Annotated in this window: 18 protein-coding genes and 1 riboswitch; of the genes, 13 read left to right on the forward strand and 5 right to left on the reverse strand. The window is 35.1% G+C overall.

The window, feature by feature from the left end; genetic code table 11:
- Positions 1–238 precede the first annotated feature (238 nt).
- From D8M03_RS00005 to D8M03_RS00035, 7 genes are all read left to right on the forward strand, one after another.
- Positions 239–1174, forward strand: a complete 936-nt coding sequence (locus tag D8M03_RS00005) for a dipeptidase (RefSeq protein WP_121212623.1) — start codon at positions 239–241, stop codon at positions 1172–1174.
- 249 nt (positions 1175–1423) lie between these two features.
- The gene (locus tag D8M03_RS00010) at positions 1424–2809 is read left to right on the forward strand and encodes an isochorismate synthase (RefSeq protein WP_121212624.1); all 1386 of its coding nucleotides are present in this window, start codon (positions 1424–1426) and stop codon (positions 2807–2809) included.
- Positions 2802–4517 carry a 2-succinyl-5-enolpyruvyl-6-hydroxy-3-cyclohexene-1-carboxylic-acid synthase gene (gene menD / locus D8M03_RS00015; protein WP_121212625.1) on the forward strand — a complete coding sequence of 572 codons (1716 nt, stop codon included), beginning with the start codon at positions 2802–2804 and terminating at the stop codon, positions 4515–4517. Before D8M03_RS00010 ends, menD begins: the two co-directional genes overlap by 8 nt.
- Entirely contained in the window at positions 4514–5332 is an 819-nt protein-coding gene (menH, locus tag D8M03_RS00020; protein WP_121212626.1) for a 2-succinyl-6-hydroxy-2,4-cyclohexadiene-1-carboxylate synthase, read from the forward strand. Before menD ends, menH begins: the two co-directional genes overlap by 4 nt.
- Positions 5333–6151 carry a 1,4-dihydroxy-2-naphthoyl-CoA synthase gene (gene menB, locus D8M03_RS00025; RefSeq protein ID WP_121212627.1) on the forward strand — a complete coding sequence of 273 codons (819 nt, stop codon included), beginning with the start codon at positions 5333–5335 and terminating at the stop codon, positions 6149–6151. It abuts the gene before it with no gap.
- Between the two features lie 112 nt (positions 6152–6263).
- A complete protein-coding gene (locus D8M03_RS00030) occupies positions 6264–7538 on the forward strand; it encodes a sensor domain-containing diguanylate cyclase (protein WP_121212628.1) in 1275 nt (424 codons plus the stop codon).
- Between the two features lie 127 nt (positions 7539–7665).
- On the forward strand, positions 7666–9096 hold the full coding sequence (locus tag D8M03_RS00035; RefSeq protein WP_121212629.1) for an o-succinylbenzoate--CoA ligase: 1431 nt from the start codon (positions 7666–7668) through the stop codon (positions 9094–9096).
- Positions 9097–9415: 319 nt separating this feature from the next.
- On the opposite strand, the gene D8M03_RS00040 is transcribed toward D8M03_RS00035, so the two are convergent.
- The 3 genes from D8M03_RS00040 to D8M03_RS17615 form a co-directional block, all read right to left on the reverse strand.
- Positions 9416–10396: a metal ABC transporter solute-binding protein, Zn/Mn family gene (locus D8M03_RS00040; RefSeq protein WP_121212630.1), complete on the reverse strand. Its 981-nt coding sequence runs from the start codon at positions 10394–10396 to the stop codon at positions 9416–9418.
- Positions 10397–10500: 104 nt separating this feature from the next.
- Positions 10501–10734, reverse strand: coding sequence for a membrane protein insertion efficiency factor YidD (gene yidD, locus D8M03_RS00045; protein ID WP_121212631.1), 234 nt, complete (start codon positions 10732–10734; stop codon positions 10501–10503).
- Entirely contained in the window at positions 10731–10898 is a 168-nt protein-coding gene (locus D8M03_RS17615; protein ID WP_170148356.1) for a hypothetical protein, read from the reverse strand. Before D8M03_RS17615 ends, yidD begins: the two co-directional genes overlap by 4 nt.
- Before the next feature lie 239 nt (positions 10899–11137).
- Here D8M03_RS17615 and D8M03_RS00050 point away from each other — a divergent pair, with 239 nt between their 5' ends.
- The 4 genes from D8M03_RS00050 (at position 11138) to D8M03_RS00065 (ending at position 13304) form a co-directional block, all read left to right on the forward strand.
- Positions 11138–11587 (forward strand): Dps family protein, encoded by a 450-nt coding sequence (locus tag D8M03_RS00050; RefSeq protein WP_121212632.1) that lies wholly within the window; start codon positions 11138–11140, stop codon positions 11585–11587.
- Positions 11588–11834: 247 nt separating this feature from the next.
- Positions 11835–11987: a hypothetical protein gene (locus tag D8M03_RS17855; protein ID WP_245987366.1), complete on the forward strand. Its 153-nt coding sequence runs from the start codon at positions 11835–11837 to the stop codon at positions 11985–11987.
- Positions 11988–12073: 86 nt separating this feature from the next.
- Positions 12074–12541, forward strand: a complete 468-nt coding sequence (locus D8M03_RS00060) for an NUDIX domain-containing protein (protein ID WP_121212634.1) — start codon at positions 12074–12076, stop codon at positions 12539–12541.
- On the forward strand, positions 12525–13304 hold the full coding sequence (locus D8M03_RS00065; protein ID WP_121212635.1) for an alpha/beta hydrolase family protein: 780 nt from the start codon (positions 12525–12527) through the stop codon (positions 13302–13304). Before D8M03_RS00060 ends, D8M03_RS00065 begins: the two co-directional genes overlap by 17 nt.
- 90 nt (positions 13305–13394) lie before the next feature.
- Here D8M03_RS00065 and pckA read toward each other — a convergent pair whose 3' ends face one another.
- A complete protein-coding gene (pckA, locus tag D8M03_RS00070) occupies positions 13395–14981 on the reverse strand; it encodes a phosphoenolpyruvate carboxykinase (ATP) (protein WP_121212636.1) in 1587 nt (528 codons plus the stop codon).
- 196 nt (positions 14982–15177) lie between these two features.
- A riboswitch (SAM riboswitch) is annotated at positions 15178–15298 on the forward strand.
- Positions 15299–15537: 239 nt separating this feature from the next.
- Between pckA and metK the strand changes: the two genes are divergently transcribed.
- On the forward strand, positions 15538–16734 hold the full coding sequence (gene metK, locus D8M03_RS00075; protein ID WP_121212637.1) for a methionine adenosyltransferase: 1197 nt from the start codon (positions 15538–15540) through the stop codon (positions 16732–16734).
- Positions 16735–16793: 59 nt separating this feature from the next.
- Here the strand turns inward: metK and D8M03_RS00080 are convergent, their stop codons facing one another.
- Positions 16794–17306 (reverse strand): gamma carbonic anhydrase, encoded by a 513-nt coding sequence (locus D8M03_RS00080; RefSeq protein WP_121212638.1) that lies wholly within the window; start codon positions 17304–17306, stop codon positions 16794–16796.
- 119 nt (positions 17307–17425) lie between these two features.
- Here D8M03_RS00080 and D8M03_RS00085 point away from each other — a divergent pair, with 119 nt between their 5' ends.
- On the forward strand, positions 17426–18232 hold the full coding sequence (locus D8M03_RS00085) for an alpha/beta hydrolase (protein ID WP_121212639.1): 807 nt from the start codon (positions 17426–17428) through the stop codon (positions 18230–18232).
- Positions 18233–18237: the final 5 nt, after the last annotated feature.

The raw sequence follows: 18237 nt of genomic DNA on the forward strand, positions 1-18237 counted from the left end.
ATGAACGCGCGCGTTCTGCCATCCATTCCTTCTTCGCTACGCTTCAGAAGAAATGGATGGCAGAATAGTATATCAAATATCCAAGTTTTCTTGTCCTCTCATTTCTTACCCCAACAATTGAAAAAGGACCTTTATTTTATAAGATTTAATTAAACTATTTTATCTATATTTATGGTGAAGAAGCGAACAAAATATTATTATCAAAATGCTCATAACTATTAAATGAGGTGATGAACAAATGGAAATAATTGATTTGCATTGTGATGTTTTAGAAAAACTTTCTAGGTTGGAGGATGTGCAGTTTCGTAACGATTCCCGATTACATGCTAGCCTAGAAAATTTACAAAGGGGTAACGTGAAAGTCCAAATATTTGCGATTTTTATTGAACCACACATCCCACAAGAACAGAAATTTACTGAAGCGTTGAGACAAGTAGAAGCATTTCAAACTAAAGTATTAAATGAACCAGAGATGGTCCATATTACAAATTGGAAGCAATTAAACGAGCTACAGGATGGGCAAATAGGAGCAGTGTTAAGCTTAGAGGGATGTGATTGTATTGGCGATGATCTCTATAAGTTGAAATTGTTATTAGATGCCGGTGTAAAATTAGTAGGCTTAACTTGGAATTATGAAAATGCTGTTGGATATGGTGCATCAGAATCTCCTGATAAAGGACTAAAACCATTTGCAAAACAAGTAATTGAATTACTGAATGAACACGATGTCATTATTGATGTTGCTCACTTAAATAAACAAGGCTTTGATGACTTACTTCCATTAGCCAAACATTTAATTGCTAGTCATTGTAATGCAAGAGCTCTATGTGACCATCCAAGGAATTTAAGCGATGATCAAATAAAACAGCTTGTTCAACATGGGGGACGAATCCATGTAGTTTTTTATCCGCCTTTTGTTAAGAAGAGTAAAGAGGTTACAACGATAGATGATTTAATAAAGCATATTACCCATATAGCAGCCCTCGTAGGTGTAGAACGTATTGGGTTTGGATCTGATTTTGATGGTATTGATTTAACTGTTGAACAATTAACAAATGCTTCTGAATATCAAAATATCACAAGTGCACTATCTAAAACTTTTACACAAAGTGAAATTGAGACTATGGCAAGTAAAGGATTTTTGAAATATCTCTCGGAAATTGGAATTCGTTAGAGTTTTTTCCTAGCGCATTTTTTTAATGGATAAAATTACACTCAAAATACTCAAAGTCATGATTGCAATATTCTATATGCGACTTGGATGTTGTGATAGAATAGATAGTGAAAAGTTTTAGTTTATTTATTACAAGCAGATGAAGCATTTCTGTTATCTTTAAGGGAATATTAAACCCCATAAGTAAAACATCAACTCGTCCAAATGGGTCGAGTTGTATTTTATTGCTTTTTAACGGAGGGAAATTTCATGCATCAGAAGTGGCTACAATCCACTGAAGTAGAAGTAGGAAATATAAATAGAGCGCAAACCTTCTACATTGAAACAATAGAAGTAAGTCGACTATCAGCATTAGCATTTTTTGCTGCTGGTGAGCAGAAATATAAAGGAAAACGCTTTTTTTGGCAAAACCGTGAAAAAACATTAACATTGGTTGGACTCGGCCACGCGTACGTTATTAAAAATAATGCAGGTGATAATCGATTTGACCAAATTGAAGAAGAATGGCGAGAATTAACGAAAAATATAATTAAAGAAGAAAGCGAGCCTCAGCCAATTTTATTTGGAGGCTTTACCTTTGATCCGGAAAATACAAAAACTGGTGAATGGGATGGTTTCCCACAAAGTTTGTTTGCCGTTGCTACATATCAGCTTGTTATTCGTAATGACAAAGCATATATCAGTATTCATTTAGTAACAGATAAAGCAAATAGTCTACAAGAATTTGATGCAATGCGTGTGGAACGAGACCATTTAATTCACGCTGCGCAAGTGAAAGAATTGAAGACTTATGAAAAGCCAGTAATGACAAAATATATGGAATTAAAAAAGCAGGATTATTTACAATCTATTGAAAAAGTAACGTCCTTAATTAAAGATAAAAAGGCTGAAAAGGTTGTTATTGCAAGGTCATTAGAAATGGATTTTGCTGAGACCTTATCATCACCTCAAGTATTATCACATGTGATCAATGAGCAACCAGAAAGTTATTTATTTGGATTAGAACAGTATGAATTATTATTCTTTGGGGCATCACCGGAACGACTGGTTAAAGTGAAGAATGGATATGCTTATTCTTCTTGTGTGGCGGGTTCAATAAAACGAGGAAAAACAGCAGATGAAGATAAGCAGCTTGGGGACAATTTATTAAATGATTCAAAAAATCTCGGGGAACATCGTTATGTGGTTGAAATGATTGCTGATACATTCGAAAAAAATTGTACCGAATTCAAAGTGCCGAAACATCCGAAGCTTTTAAAAATTCGTGATATCCAGCATTTATATACACCAGTTGAAGGAAAATTGAAGCCAAATGCGACAATATTACAGCTTGTGAAAGATTTACATCCAACACCAGCTTTAGGTGGCGTTCCTCGTGAAGGTGCATTGTCAATTATTCGAAAATATGAAACGATGAATCGCGGTTTATATGCAGCTCCTATTGGATGGTTGGATGCAGAAGGAAATGGTGAATTTGCTGTTGCGATTCGTTCAGCGGCACTTATTAAGGATAAGGCTTATTTATACGCTGGTGGCGGTATTGTAGCAGACTCAGAGCCAGTTTCCGAATATGAAGAGACTCTAGTTAAATTCCGTCCAATGATTCGAGCTTTAGGAGGACAACTGAGTGAGTGAGCGTGAAATTTTATCCCAATATGTTTATAAAATGGTTGCATCATTAATTCAAAATGGCGTAAAAGATGTAGTTATTAGTCCTGGATCACGTTCTACACCACTTGCCTATGCTTTTGCATCTACTAAAAAAATAAAAACATATCGTCAAGTAGATGAACGTTCTGCAGCATTTTTTGCTCTTGGAATAGCGAAGGCAAAAGGACGACCTGTTGTATTATTATGTACTTCTGGTACCGCAGCAGCAAATTATTATCCTGCCATTGTTGAGGCAAAATATGCACGTATCCCTTTAATTGTGATAACGGCAGATCGCCCACATGAGTTACGTGAAGTAGGGGCGCCACAAGCCATTAATCAAATCCGATTATACGGTGAGCAAGTGAAATGGTCAGTGGAGTTTCCAATACCAGATGAAGCTCCACAAACATTGCCATTTATCGAACGCCATATAGTACGTGGAGTGACGATAGCAAAAACATGTCCATTTGGTCCTGTTCACTTTAACGTACCTTTCCGTGAGCCATTATTAATTGATTTCCAAGAGGAATTAGTAGAAGGGAATTTTAAAAGTAGTTTTACGGGTCAATTAGTACCATCAAAAGCAGCTACGGACATGTTCACAGCTACTATCAATGAAACAATGAAAGGTTTTGTGATTATTGGTGAACTCGCATTAGGTACTGATTTACAACAATTGTGGTCCTTTATACGTAAACTAAAATGGCCAGTTTTAATTGAAAGCTTATCGAATATGCGCGGGAATGTACCTGATGATTGTGAACAATATATCATCTCTACATATGATGCAATATTAAAAAATAAAGCATTCAAGGAAAAGGTGATACCTGATACGGTTATTCGCTTTGGTGCGCAACCCGTTTCGAAATTTTTATCGATCTTTTTAACGGAATCGATGCCAAAGAATTATATAGTCATCGATGAAGATCCGATGTTTAGAGATTCAACAGCAGTGTCCACACATTTTATCCATGCTAATATTGGTAGTTGGCTAAAAGACTTGCAAATAGAGAATACGATTGATTTTGGTTATTTTGCTGAGTGGCAAAAAGCTGAAAAAATTGCACGAAAACATATCCAATGCTATACAGAAGTTGAGACAGATGAAGGTGCAATTGTTCGTAATATCATTGAAAACCTTCCGAATAAAAGTGATTTATTTGTTAGTAGCAGTATGCCAATTCGCGATATTGATACATTCTTACTTCCAACTGAGAAAGATTTACAAGTCTTTGCAAATCGCGGAGCAAACGGAATTGATGGTGTAATGTCAACTGCCCTTGGATTTAGCCAAGGTAGAAATGATAGAGAGATGTTTTTATTAATTGGAGACTTAGCATTTTTACATGATGTGAATGCGTTAATTGCCACACGTTATCAGCAATGTCGTATTACTGTCATTGTATTGAATAATGATGGGGGAGGAATTTTCTCGTATCTTTCTCAATCAACTGTTGAACAATATTATGAAGACTTATTTGGCACACCAACTGCTCTTCAATTTGAAGAAGTCGCGAAAATGTATGATATGGAATATGTCCAAATTAAAGACCTCAATGAATTTGGAAAGTTCTTGGATAGTGAAAGAGAAAAGCCATTACGATTAGTTGAAATCTTTACGGATCGTGGTCAAAATGTAACCGCCCATCGAAATTTATGGCAACGTATTTCTGAGGAGTTAGAGCAATGATTGTAAAAGGAATAAACATCAATTTTCGTTGCTGGAATGAAGAAGCGACAGATATAATTGTTTTGCTCCACGGCTTTACAGGAAGTGTTGCTACTTGGAATAAGGTTGCACAACTAATCCCGAATCACTATCGAATTGTAGCAGTCGATTTAATAGGACATGGCTTATCAGATGCACCAACCGAAGTAGCAATGTACTCAATGGAAGAACAAGTAGAAGTTCTCCATGAACTATTTAAAGAGCTACATTTATCGAACTTCACATTACTTGGATACTCATTAGGTGGACGTGTTGCATTATCATATGTTGCCAACTATCCAAATAAGGTAAATCATCTCATTTTAGAAAGTGCTTCACCAGGATTGAAAACAGAACAAGAACGTGAGTCACGCCGTATTTCAGATGAGAAATTAGCCGATGAAATATTGCAAAATGGCTTACAATCCTTTGTAGAAAAGTGGGAGAATATCCCTCTGTTCGAGTCTCAAAAAAAACTTCCCACAGAAGTACAGAAAAAAATCCGAGAAGAACGGTTATCTCAAAAGGAAATCGGCTTAGCGAATAGTTTACGTGGAATGGGTACAGGAGCACAAAAATCCCTTTGGACAAGTTTAAGCGACATTACCTTACCAGTTACATTGATTACAGGATCAATTGATGAGAAGTTCTGTAAAATCGCTCAGGAAATGGTGAAATTATTACCAATTGCAAATCATGTAGAGATTCGTGATGTTGGACATGCAATTCATGTGGAAAATCCGACATTATTTGCTACAATAGTAAAGGATGTCTTAAAGAAAAAAGGGGGTAATTAAATGACTCGTGAATGGACTAGTTTACATACTTACGAAGATATTAAGTATGAGTTCTATAACGGTATTGCTAAAATTACGATTAATCGTCCAGAAGTACGTAATGCTTTCCGTCCAAAAACAGTTGAGGAAATGATTGATGCATTTTCTCGTGCAAGAGATGATAAAAATATTGGCGCAATCATCTTAACTGGTGAAGGTGAAAAAGCATTCTGTTCAGGTGGCGACCAAAAAGTTCGCGGCCATGGCGGATATGTAGGTGATGACGAAATTCCTCGTCTAAACGTATTAGATTTACAACGTTTAATTCGTGTAATTCCAAAACCAGTTGTAGCGATGGTAGCTGGATATGCAATTGGTGGAGGTCATGTATTACATGTAGTATGTGACTTATCAATTGCTGCAGACAATGCTATCTTCGGTCAAACTGGACCAAAAGTTGGTTCATTTGATGCAGGTTACGGTTCAGGCTATCTAGCACGTATCGTTGGTCATAAAAAAGCTCGTGAAATTTGGTACTTATGCCGTCAATATGATGCGCAACAAGCACTTGAAATGGGCTTAGTAAACACTGTAGTACCTTACGAACAACTGGAAGATGAAACAGTTAAATGGTGTGAAGAAATGCTTGAAATGTCACCAACTGCTCTTCGCTTCTTAAAAGCTGCTATGAACGCTGATACTGATGGATTAGCAGGTTTACAACAAATTGCTGGTGACGCTACACTTCTTTACTACACAACTGATGAAGCTAAAGAAGGTCGCGATGCGTTTAAAGAAAAACGTAAACCAGACTTTGGTCAATTCCCAAGATTCCCATAAAATAGTTACTAAACCGTTTCATATTTGTTGAGACGGTTTTTTTATTTAGTGTTATAGTAATAATTAGTAGCAATGTGTAAAAGTGTTTTTAATAATGTAGGAGCGGCATTAAATGGATCAATTACTTATCAATGCAACATCGAAAATAGATTATCAATCTCTTTTTAAGTTAAATACAGATGCTATCATAACACTAAATATTAATGGAATTATTTATGATGGAAACATTGCAGTAGAAAAATTAAGTGGCTATACACTTCAAGAAGTAATACATACAAGTATTTGGGACTATGTTGTTGAGGAAGATAAACAAGAGGTAATCGAATGTTTTGAACTTGCAATAAAAGGGAGTTCAAAAGAAAGTAAGTTTGTATTTATTCACAAAAATGGTGAGCATATTCCCTGTGTTGTGAAATTTATTCCAATGGAAGAAACTGCTATAGAAAATGGATTATTTCTAGTATTAAAAGATGTACGAGTTGTTGATTACTTATCTAGCATGTATCGTGAAAGCCAACTAAACTTTAAAATAATCGCAGAAAGTGTCCAAGATGTCATTATTCTAATGGACGACCAAAAAAACTATATATATATTTCTCCCTCCAGTAAAACAATGTTCGATTTTGATCCAAAGAGGGACTATTTTAATAAAGAACCTTTTTTTAACATCCATCCAGATTACCTTGAATTACTTGACCAATGCTTCAATAATGCTATCGAAAATGGTGTACCCTTTAGTATTACTTTAAAAGCTCTTCATATGACAAGAGGATGGATATGGACGCAACTTTCAGGAACTCCTGTTTTTGATAATGAAAGATTTAAACATATCGTTTTAGTAGCGAGAGACATTACATTGCAAAAAGAGAATGAAGAAAAATTAACATACTTAGCTTACCATGATTCTTTAACTGGTTTACCAAATCGACGTTATTTTGAAAAATGTTTAAGAGAAGCGATTGAGAAGTTAAATATGGAAGACAAATATTTTTCACTACTTTTCTTTGATATCGATGATTTTAAATATATTAACGATCGATGCGGCCATGAAACGGGTGACCAAGTAATAAAGGAGTTTGCAAAACGAGTACAAGCAATCGTAGGAACTGATGGGGTAGCATCAAGACTTGGTGGCGATGAATTTATTGTTATCTTAAAACATGTAAAGTCAGAGGTTGATGTTAAAAAGTTTATCTACAAGATTCAACAAGCGACAATGGAGACAATTGTTACGGATAAGAAAGAAATAACAATTACATCTAGCATTGGTGCTACCATTTGTACAACAAAATTCAAGGATATATCTTATTTTGTTAATCGTGCTGATGAGTCTTTATATAACGTGAAAGAAAAAGGGAAAAATAAATACCATATTAATTTTTCTTAAGAATCGAGAGGTGTCCAAAACGTAAAACTTTTTTGGACACCTTTTTACTTTCTTCATAACACAATCTTGAGTTAAAGTCAGCACTTACTGTTCTATATAGTGTTAAAATATTAGTGGAGGGATTAATATGTATCCGAATTGGATTTTACAAAGAGCTTTTCTAACTCCTAATCGGGTTGGTCTAATATTTAACGGTAATAGTTGGACATTTGAACAATTAAAACAGATTTCATTGAACAGAGCAGGGCAACTTGTAGCAAATGGCATTCGACAAAAACAACGAATTGCAGTATTAGGCCCAAGTCAACCTCGTCTAATATTTATGATGTATGGTTGTATGCATCTTCAATGTGAAATGGTCATGTTGAATCGAAAATTATCAAAATCAGAACTTGAATATCAAATACAAGATGCAGAAGTAGAAGTTGTATTAGTTGATGAAGCGGATATCGACTTACTACCAGAACATATTCAGAAACTTAACTTTTCTACTGTTGAAGAAAGTAATGCTATAGCTATTGATATAGCAGCTGATTGGCCAGTTGATCAAACTATAACAATTATGTATACTTCCGGCACAACTGGTTTTCCAAAAGGCGTACGTCAAACGGTTGGAAATCACCAATCAAGTGCATTATCTTCTGTTTTAAACATTGGTCTAACAGAAGAAGATGTATGGCTTTGTGCGCTTCCATTATTCCATATTAGTGGGTTTTCTATCCTTGTACGTTCATTACTATATGGAAATGCAGTGAAGCTATATGAAAAGTTTGATAAGGAAGGTGCCGTGCAGGATATTGCAGAAGGTAAAGTCACGCATATGTCTGTTGTTGCGGTAATGTTAGAAAGAATCTTACATGGTTTAGAAGAACATCAGTTAAAAGCTTCACCGAAGTTTAAAGTGATGCTCGCTGGAGGTGGACCTGTACCAAAGAAGTATCTAGAACGTGCACATAGCCTAGGTATCTCCCTATGCCAAACATATGGGATGACGGAGACTTCTTCTCAAACAGCCACACTAACTAATAAAGATGCACTTAGAAAATTGGGATCAGTGGGTAAGCCTTTATTCTTTAATCAAATTAAAATTGATTCAAAGGAACAAGGAAAAGAGGGAGAAATCCTTATTCGAGGTCCTCATGTAACGCCAGGCTATATTGGCCGTTTTACTGACAAAAGTCCAACAATTGATGGTTGGTTACATACTGGGGATATTGGTTATTTGGATGAAGAAGGATATATATATGTGGTAGACCGCCGTTCAGATTTAATAATTTCTGGTGGTGAAAATATATATCCTGCTGAAGTCGAAAATGTTTTGATGGGTCATGATGCTATTCGTGAAGCGGGTGTTTGTGGAATAGAAGATGAGGTTTGGGGACAAGTACCGATAGCGTTTATTGTTCTAAAATCTGATATTCGTGAGGAAGAACTTCAAAAATATTGTTTTGAAAAATTAGCGAAGTATAAGGTTCCTAAGAAATTCTATATTGTATCCGAATTACCACGGAATGGGTCTAATAAATTATTAAGAAGAAAGTTAAAAGATTTAATTTAGCGGTTGGGGGAAAACATAAAAAACAACATTTTTCTTAAGTGAAAATGTTGTTTTTTTGATGTAGAGAAAGTTGATTTCCATTCCGTGTGAACGCTTTCCGCGGGCACAGCCTCAACTAATTTTTGCCGTCTAACGCCGGCAAAAATGGATTTTCGGCTCGTGCTGTTCCCGCAGGAAGCTGTGCTCTGTAGCGAAAGGCGAATGCCGTCAGCTACACTCAGTCACACTCCATTTCAATCAACTTTTTCTGAAAAGTAGATTTTCAATACTAATAATTTACTTAATATTTTTGAAAATCACTTTTGTCCCAGCCTCAATATTAATTCAACGCTTCTTGTAAAGTCTCAATATTCTTTTTCATTAAAGTGAAATAAGTTTCGTTGTTGTTAATATCACTTTCTGTTAAAACGCTCAAATTATGAAGAGTAAGGGCTTTTGCTCCTACTTCATTTTGAATGATTGTTGATAGTTTTGAAGAGACATTTTGTTCGAATAAAACATATTTAATGTTTAATTCTTTTGCTAAATCAACAATTTCCATCAGTTCTTTTTGTGAAGGCTCGCTTTGAGAGTTAAGACCAGCAATGGCAACTTGCTCTAAACCATATTGACCAGCGATATAACCGAATGAAGCATGAGATACAAAGAATGTTTTGTTTGATGCACTAGCTGCCATTTTTTCAAAATCGGAATTTAATGAATCTAATTCCGAGATTAATTGATTATAGTTGTCGTTAAAGTATTCTTCTTGTTCTGGTAATGCGGTAATAAGTTCATTTTTAATTGATAGTGCTAAATCTTTTGCAATGATTGGTGATAACCAAACGTGGGGATCAATATCTCCGTGGTCGTGGTCGTCATGTTCTCCCTCGTGGTGGTCATGGTCTTCATGATGTTCTTCAACAGCAGATGTATGTAAATGTTCTTCAGCGATTGAATCAGCTGTTGCGATTAGTTTTACATTTTCCTTAGCTAGAGTCTTTTGAGCATTTTCAACAAACCCTTCTAATCCAAGTCCAATATAAAAGAAAAGGTCTGAATCTGCAAGAAGCATCATATCTTTTTGAGTCGGTTCAAAAGTATGTTCATTAGTACCAGGTGGGTAAATCGAAGAAACCTCTACAAAATCTCCACCAATTTCTTGTGTAAAATAACTTAAAGGATAAACGGTTGTATATATTTTAAGTTTATTAGAATCGTCTGCTGTTGTCGTTTTTTCTTCTGTAGTCGTACTGTTATTGCATGCTACTAAAACAAGTGATAATAGTGAAAATAACAACAAAATTGAAAACTTTTTCAATAATTTTCACACCTTTCTAAATAGTAATTATTACGATTTATATTTTTAACATTCTCAATAATACAGGAAGTTGAAAAAAAAGACAATAAAAAAAGCCTTCGAATCTATTTTTTTTTCGAAGGCCATTTGTCAGGAACCGGATCAATTCCACCAGGATGCAAAGGATGACATTTTAAAATGCGCGTAACTGTTAGAATTAATCCCTTTATTGCACCATGTTTTTGAAAAGCTTCTAAACCGTAATGAGAACATGTAGGATAAAAACGGCAAGAAGGTGGCGTCATAGGCGAAATAAATTTACGGTAAAACTGTATTAACCAAATAAAAAAATATTTCATTTGTCTTTTAACTCCTCATGAGTTTGCAGACTTTGTTCTGGTTTTGGATCAACCGTTTGTGTAAAAAATCCTTTTTTCTTGTTTTTAATAAAAATAATTGCACCAATTATTAAAATAAAATATATAACTCCGACTAAAACGATAATTGCTAATGTAATATTCAATGCTTTCACCTCTATAATTATAGTATAAAATAATTTCTATTATCGCGAACATTTGGATTATGAACTTTATGTCAATATTCTTCATCATGTTTAAATGATTAAAATTGGGACATAGTATAGGTGATATGATTTGAAGGGAAATAAAAATTTCAAATTATAGACAATTTATCCAAAATATTATCAGGTTATAATTTAAATGAAATTAGTTTTCATTAAATAATAATTATGAGGTGATTTACATGGCAAATAAAACATTAATTGAACAATTAAATGATTTAGTAGCAACTTGGTCAGTGCTTTACACAAAGTTACACAATTATCATTGGTATGTAACAGGTCCATCATTCTTTACACTTCATGCAAAATTTGAAGAACTTTATAATGAGGTAACATTAAATTTAGACGAAGTAGCAGAACGTATTCTTTCTAAAGGTGGAAAACCAGTTGCGACAATGGTTGAACATCTTGAATTGTCTCATATTAAAGAAGCAACAGGTTCAGAATCTACAGAGGAAATGGTACAAACGACAATTTCCGATTTTAAAACAATTATGGCTTATTTAAAAGAAGCGATGGAACAAGCTTCTGAAGAGGGCGATGATCGTACAGAGGATATGTTAAATGCCACATATCAAAGCCTAGAAAAACACACTTGGATGTTATCTGCTTTCTTAGGGAATAACCAATAATTACAAAACACGGCTCAATTTTATGGGCCGTGTTTTACTTTGTTGAATAGCTCCGATTCGTTCGCAACATACTTACCTAAAAGGAGTGATTACTATCGATACTACAATTTATGTAAATGTGGCAAATCAAACATATAGTTATGTCCCTTTAGGAGAATCATGTGAATTTAAACTTAAGATGGATAGCGATAAGGCAAAAATATTTGAACATTTATTTCTACAGTTAAATTCATTGGAGTTTCATAATTTGGTACGTGCTCATTTGCCGTATATTCCCTATCATTTAGATGAAGAAAATGATGAAATTGATACAAGACTAAAAAAACTTTATGCGCTCATTCATGAATTTGGTGATGAAAATACAAAACAGTTTGTTGAACAATTACCTTATTTCCATTGATTATGAAACATCCCTTCGATAGACTATGAGTATCTTTAGTGGGTTGTACCATTATTATTAAACGTACGTAGGAGTTGAACGAAGGGATGTTTTCTTTTATTGATGAACAAGGCTGTAAAGTAGATTTACGATTCGATGAGGGACCGTTTGAAATAGAGCCAAAACATGTTTTAGTGTTAGTGCAAAAAGATGGTAAATGGCTTTGTACTATTAATAAAAAACGTGGGGTAGAGTTTCCCGGTGGAAAAGTTGAACCGGGTGAAACATTACAAGAAGCTGCAGTAAGAGAAGTTTACGAAGAAACAGCAGTACATATTACAGATTTAAAATGGTTTGCCTACTATGTTGTATATGATAAAGAACCATTTTGTAAAGCCGTGTTTACTGGGAAAGTAGAAAGAATAGATGAATTCATTGAAGAGCATGAAACATTAGGAATGACTTGGCTTACGATAGATGAATTATGGAATGAACCAAATTTAAGTTTTTATATGAAAGATGCAGGAATGAAAAAGATGCTACAGGAAGTGAAAAATCATGAAAGACAATGGTAGTATTGAAACTATTCGAAGTTATCCTTCACCTAATCCGAATGTCGAGTTGTTTGAAATCTTGTATTGGTCGCAGGGACTTAGGGTAAAGGGATTACTAGCAAAACCGAAGTTAGAAGGGAATTATGATGCATTACTTTATCTAAGAGGTGGGTTACAATCTATCGGCATGGTGCGTCCTTCGCGTATTGCTCAATTTGCATGCCAAGGATTTGTTGTTTTTGCTCCTTATTACCGTGGAAATCGGGGAGGAGAGGGAAGAGATGAGATTGCAGGTGAAGATCGATATGATGCCGTGTATGCAGCAGAGGTGTTGAAGAAATTTGTTGATAAAAATGAGATTCATCTCTTTGGCTTTTCTAGAGGTGGTTTAATGGCATTATGGACTGCCATTTTACGAGATGATATTAAATCAGTTGTTACATGGGCAGGGGTTTCTAGTGTAACAAGCATGTATATGGAACGTGTAGACATGAGAAGAACATTAAAACGGATTATCGGTGGTTCTCCAAATAAAGAGCAAGAAAAGTTTGATGAAAGAACACCGTTATTTAAAGTAAATGATATTAATGCACCTGTACTCCTTATTCATGGTACAGAAGATGAGAATGTAAGTATTAATCAATCCTATGACCTCGAGCAAAAGTTAATCGAAGAAAATAAACAAGTAGAAACATGGTACTCTTCTGGGTTAGGACATCATTATCCGCCTAATGTCAATCGTAAAACAGTAAAAGCATTATGTGAGTGGATGAGAAGTAGATAAAATTGAAAGAGCCATTTCCTCAAAAGGAAATGGCTCTTTATTTATGATATAAAGTTTATAAAACGTTATGTCGACTTTTGTCTAACTATATTATACTAAAGGTCCGCCATTTTTCAAAATTTCTTCTGAAACATTAGAGAACTTTTTGAAGTTTTCTTTGAATAAGTCTGCTAAGTATGCAGCTTTTGCATCGTATGCAGCTTTATCTGACCAAGCATCTCTTGGATTTAATACTTCGCTAGGAACTCCTTCAATTTCAGTTGGAATGTGTAATCCAAATACTGCATCTTGAGTTGTAGCAACATTGTTAAGTTTACCGTCAATTGCAGCACGAACCATTGCACGTGTATATGAAAGTTTCATACGGCTTCCTACGCCGTATTCTCCACCAGTCCAACCAGTGTTTACTAAAAATACTTGTGAACCATGTTCGTCAATTTTTTCACCTAACATTTCCGCATAACGAGTTGCTGGTAATGGTAAGAATGGTGCACCGAAGCATGTAGAGAATACTGGTTCTGGAGAAGTTACTCCACGTTCTGTACCTGCTAATTTTGATGTGAAACCACTTAAGAAGTGATACATCGCTTGCTCTTTTGTTAACTTACTGATTGGAGGTAATACACCAAATGCATCAGCAGTTAAAAATACGATCGTTTTTGGATGACCTGCAACTGATGGTGTTACAATGTTTTCGATATAATCGATTGGGTAAGCAACACGCGTATTTTCAGTTAATGAACCATCATCATAATCTGGAATACGAGTTTCTGGATCTACTACAACGTTTTCTAAAACAGAACCGAAACGAATTGCATTGTAGATTTCAGGTTCTTTTTCAGGTGAAAGGTTAATTGTTTTTGCATAACATCCACCTTCAATATTGAATACACCGTTATCTGACCATCCGTGTTCATCGTCACCGATTAATTTACGGTTTTTGTCTGCAGATAATGTTGTTTTACCTGTTCCTGATAAACCGAAGAATAGTGCAACATCGCCAGCTTCGCCAACGTTTGCTGAACAGTGCATTGAGAAAATATTGCGTTCAGGTAGTAAATAGTTCATGATAGTGAAGATAGATTTTTTCATCTCACCAGCATATTCAGTACCACCGATTAGGATTATTTTCTTTTCTAATGATACAATAATAAATGTTTCAGAAGCTGTACCATCTACAGCTGGGTCTGCTTTAAATGTTGGTGCTGCAACAATAGTAAATTCTGCAACATGAGAAGCAAGTTCTTCTTCTGTTGGACGGATGAATAATTGATGACAGAAAAGATTGTGCCAAGCATATTCGTTCACTACTTGAATTGAAAGTTGTGAATCCTTATCAGCGCCAGCAAATCCTTTGAATACATAAAGCTCATCTTTTTCTTTTAAGTAATTTACAACTTTAAGATATAGGTTATCGAACACTTCAGCAGAAATCGCGCGGTTTACACTGCCCCAATCGATTTTGTCTTTTGTGCTCTCTTCTTCTACGAAATATTTATCTTTCGGAGAACGTCCTGTATATTTACCTGTTTCAGCAACGATTGCACCGTCAACAGTTAGAGCTGCTTCTCCACGTGATGTAGCTTTTTCCACTAATTGTGGTACTGATAGTTGAACTTTAATATTCTCGCCGTTTAATAATTCCTTCAGTTCATTCGCAATTTCTACTGAATTCATCGATTAAATACCATCCTTTTTTCAGAATTCCCACTGCATGGGATGTTTGTTTAATTTCAAAAATAGTATAACACATTGAATTAAATAATCTATACTATTCATAAATTATTTTTTAATTTTTAAACTTTTAAAGAAATCAACATTTATAAATTGACATTGGATGTCGATTTCCGTAATATGTTGATTTGAACGGATACTCTTATCCCGAGCTGGTGGAGGGTCAAGGCCCTATGAAGCCCGGCAACCTGCATTTATTATATATAATAAATGCGATGGTGCCAACCTGATGCAAGGGAAAATCCCTTGAACGATAAGAGTGAAAGGTACTGTATTTACAATTCCTTTTACTCATGGGTTTTATGTGAGTAAAAGGAATTTTTTTTTGAAAAGAGTACAAAATGAAAATAATGTAACAATTATTATTCGCCTTTCGATATCCTCGTGTTAATAAGCAGTAACGGCTTGGAGTCCAACCTTCATGTGCGGACTTAACATGGGTAATGAGTACCGTATCAAATCGAGAACTAATCTCGTATAGATTTTAGGAGGAAACCAAATGACAAACCGTCGACTGTTTACATCAGAAAGTGTAACAGAAGGGCATCCGGATAAAATATGTGACCAAATTTCCGATGCAATATTAGATGCAATTTTAACAGAAGATCCAAATGCACGTGTAGCATGTGAAACAACTGTTTCAACTGGTTTAGTACTTGTAGCAGGTGAAATTACAACTTCTACTTATGTGGATATTCAATCAGTTGTTCGAGATACAGTAGCCAAAATTGGTTACACTCGCGGTAAATATGGCTTTGATGCTGAAAATTTATCAGTACTAACTGCAATCGGTGAACAATCCCCAGATATTGCTCAAGGTGTTGACCAAGCGCTTGAAGCACGTGAAGGATATATGAGCGATGAAGATATTGAAGCAATTGGTGCAGGTGACCAAGGCTTAATGTTTGGATTTGCATGTAACGAAACACCTGAACTAATGCCACTACCAATTAGTTTGGCTCATAAATTATCCCGTAAACTAGCCGAAGTACGTAAATCTAAGGAAATTCCATATTTACGTCCCGATGGAAAAACACAAGTGACAGTTGAATACGATGAAAACAATCATCCAGTTCGCATCGATACAATAGTTATATCCACTCAACACAATGAAGATGTAACATTAGAACAAATTCAAGAAGATTTAAAAGAGAAAGTAATTCGTGAAGTTGTTCCGAGTGAATTAATTGACGATAATACAAAATATTTCATTAATCCAACTGGCCGATTTGTAATCGGTGGACCAAAAGGTGATGCTGGATTAACTGGTCGTAAAATTATTGTTGATACTTACGGTGGTTATGCACGTCATGGCGGCGGTGCATTCTCAGGAAAAGATCCAACAAAAGTTGACCGTTCTGCAGCCTATGCTGCACGTTATGTTGCGAAAAATATTGTAGCTGCTGGTCTTGCTGATCGAGCAGAAGTGCAATTAGCATATGCGATTGGTGTAGCACGTCCAGTGTCAATTTCAATCGATACATTTGGAACTGGAAAAGTAGCTGAGAGTCAATTAGTAGAATGGGTAAGTGAATTATTTGATTTACGTCCTGCAGGCATTATTAAAATGCTTGATTTACGTCGCCCAATTTACAAGCAAACAGCTGCTTACGGTCATTTCGGTCGTACAGATTTAGATGTTCCTTGGGAAAATACAGATATTGCTGAGAAATTAAAAGAAAAAGCTGGATTATAATATGTTAAAAAGCAGGTGAGTTTTTTCACCTGCTTTTACATTCTTACTATATAATATGTTTACTTTTGAAGCGATTTATAATATTGACCTTTTTCAACATATTCACGAATAATGCGGTCCATATCTTCACGATCTTCTGGCGTGATTTCGCGAACAACTTTTGCAGGTCTTCCCATTGCTAAAGAATTCGGTGGAATCTTTTTACCTGGGGGAACTAAACTACCAGCCCCAATAAAAGCTCCTTCACCAATTTCTGCACCGTCTAGAATGATGGAACCCATCCCAATTAATGCGCGTTTTCTTATTACGCAACTATGTAATGTTACTTGATGTCCAACAGTCACTTCATCTTCAATAATTAATGGATTATTTGGACTTTGATGAAGACAACTCAAATCTTGAATACTAACACGTTTACCTATGTACGTTGGTGCAACATCACCACGGATGACAGAATTAAACCAGATAGATGTTTCTTCACCGATTGTCACATCGCCGGTAATTGTGACATAATCAGCTATAAATACAGATGGGTCTATTTTAGGATTTTTATCTTTAAAAGGGTAAATCATCGTAAATCTCCTCGTTTCTAAGTATGATATATATGCTTATCGTAACAAAATAAAATAATAAAGAAAATATAAAAGGTATGTATGCCCAAAAGTATGCTATTTGGGTTGGAGGCGAAGTTATGTGGAAATGGGAAACAGATGAACATGCTAAAGCAGTTGTGGTCATAATACATAGTGCTTTTGAACATCATCGTTGGTATGCCTGGTTAATTGAAAAATTACGCACTGATGGGTATCACATTGTGATGGGGGATTTACCCGGTCATGGTGAAGAATCAAAATTTTTAAGAGTGCATGACGAAGCGATTAACGAGTACATCACCTACATCAAACTGTTAATGCAAAATGCTCTTTCCTATGAGCTTCCGGTATTTGTAATAGGTCATGGTTTCGGAGGTTTACTTGCAATTGAATTTTTAAAGAAAAAAACAGTAGAGTGTGCAGGGCTTATTTTATCCTCTCCATGGCTTCATTTACGAAAAACATCAAATTTAATTACCAACGCTTTAACAAGTGGTATTGGTACCCTTGCACCAAATAAAAAAATCTCATTAGAGTTTGACAAGAAAATGTTAACTCGAAATTTAGATGGGTATACGGAAATGATTGATGATGTTCCATATCATTCTAAAGTTACAGGAGGATGGTATAAGGACGTTCAACAATTAATGAAAAATATAACAACAGAACAAGAGAATAAATTAACTTTGCCTATTTTATTATTAACTGCCCAACAAGACAAAATTACTGATCCATCTATTTCAAAAAAGTGGTTATTCTCTCAAAACACGTCTGAATTACAATATAAAGAATGGCCATACAACTACCATAATCTTTTTCATGATAACGAAAGAGAGGAAGTTTTTCTGTATACGAAGGACTTCATGAATAATGTTTTAAGGTCTCTAGGTTATATTGTAAAATAGTATCT

The sequence above is a fragment of the Ureibacillus endophyticus genome (assembly GCF_003628435.1).
Classification (GTDB): domain Bacteria; phylum Bacillota; class Bacilli; order Bacillales_A; family Planococcaceae; genus Ureibacillus; species Ureibacillus endophyticus.

Coding starts and splice junctions, on each gene's coding strand:
- D8M03_RS00030 (WP_121212628.1), top strand. CDS start 6,264: ATGGATCAATTACTTATCAATGCAACATCGAAAATAGATTATCAATCT.
- D8M03_RS00050 (WP_121212632.1), top strand. CDS start 11,138: ATGGCAAATAAAACATTAATTGAACAATTAAATGATTTAGTAGCAACT.
- D8M03_RS00010 (WP_121212624.1), top strand. CDS start 1,424: ATGCATCAGAAGTGGCTACAATCCACTGAAGTAGAAGTAGGAAATATA.
- menH (WP_121212626.1), top strand. CDS start 4,514: ATGATTGTAAAAGGAATAAACATCAATTTTCGTTGCTGGAATGAAGAA.
- D8M03_RS00060 (WP_121212634.1), top strand. CDS start 12,074: ATGTTTTCTTTTATTGATGAACAAGGCTGTAAAGTAGATTTACGATTC.
- D8M03_RS00080 (WP_121212638.1), bottom strand. CDS start 17,306: ATGATTTACCCTTTTAAAGATAAAAATCCTAAAATAGACCCATCTGTA.
- pckA (WP_121212636.1), bottom strand. CDS start 14,981: ATGAATTCAGTAGAAATTGCGAATGAACTGAAGGAATTATTAAACGGC.
- menB (WP_121212627.1), top strand. CDS start 5,333: ATGACTCGTGAATGGACTAGTTTACATACTTACGAAGATATTAAGTAT.
- metK (WP_121212637.1), top strand. CDS start 15,538: ATGACAAACCGTCGACTGTTTACATCAGAAAGTGTAACAGAAGGGCAT.
- D8M03_RS00065 (WP_121212635.1), top strand. CDS start 12,525: ATGAAAGACAATGGTAGTATTGAAACTATTCGAAGTTATCCTTCACCT.
- D8M03_RS00005 (WP_121212623.1), top strand. CDS start 239: ATGGAAATAATTGATTTGCATTGTGATGTTTTAGAAAAACTTTCTAGG.
- yidD (WP_121212631.1), bottom strand. CDS start 10,734: ATGAAATATTTTTTTATTTGGTTAATACAGTTTTACCGTAAATTTATT.
- D8M03_RS00085 (WP_121212639.1), top strand. CDS start 17,426: ATGTGGAAATGGGAAACAGATGAACATGCTAAAGCAGTTGTGGTCATA.
- D8M03_RS00035 (WP_121212629.1), top strand. CDS start 7,666: ATGTATCCGAATTGGATTTTACAAAGAGCTTTTCTAACTCCTAATCGG.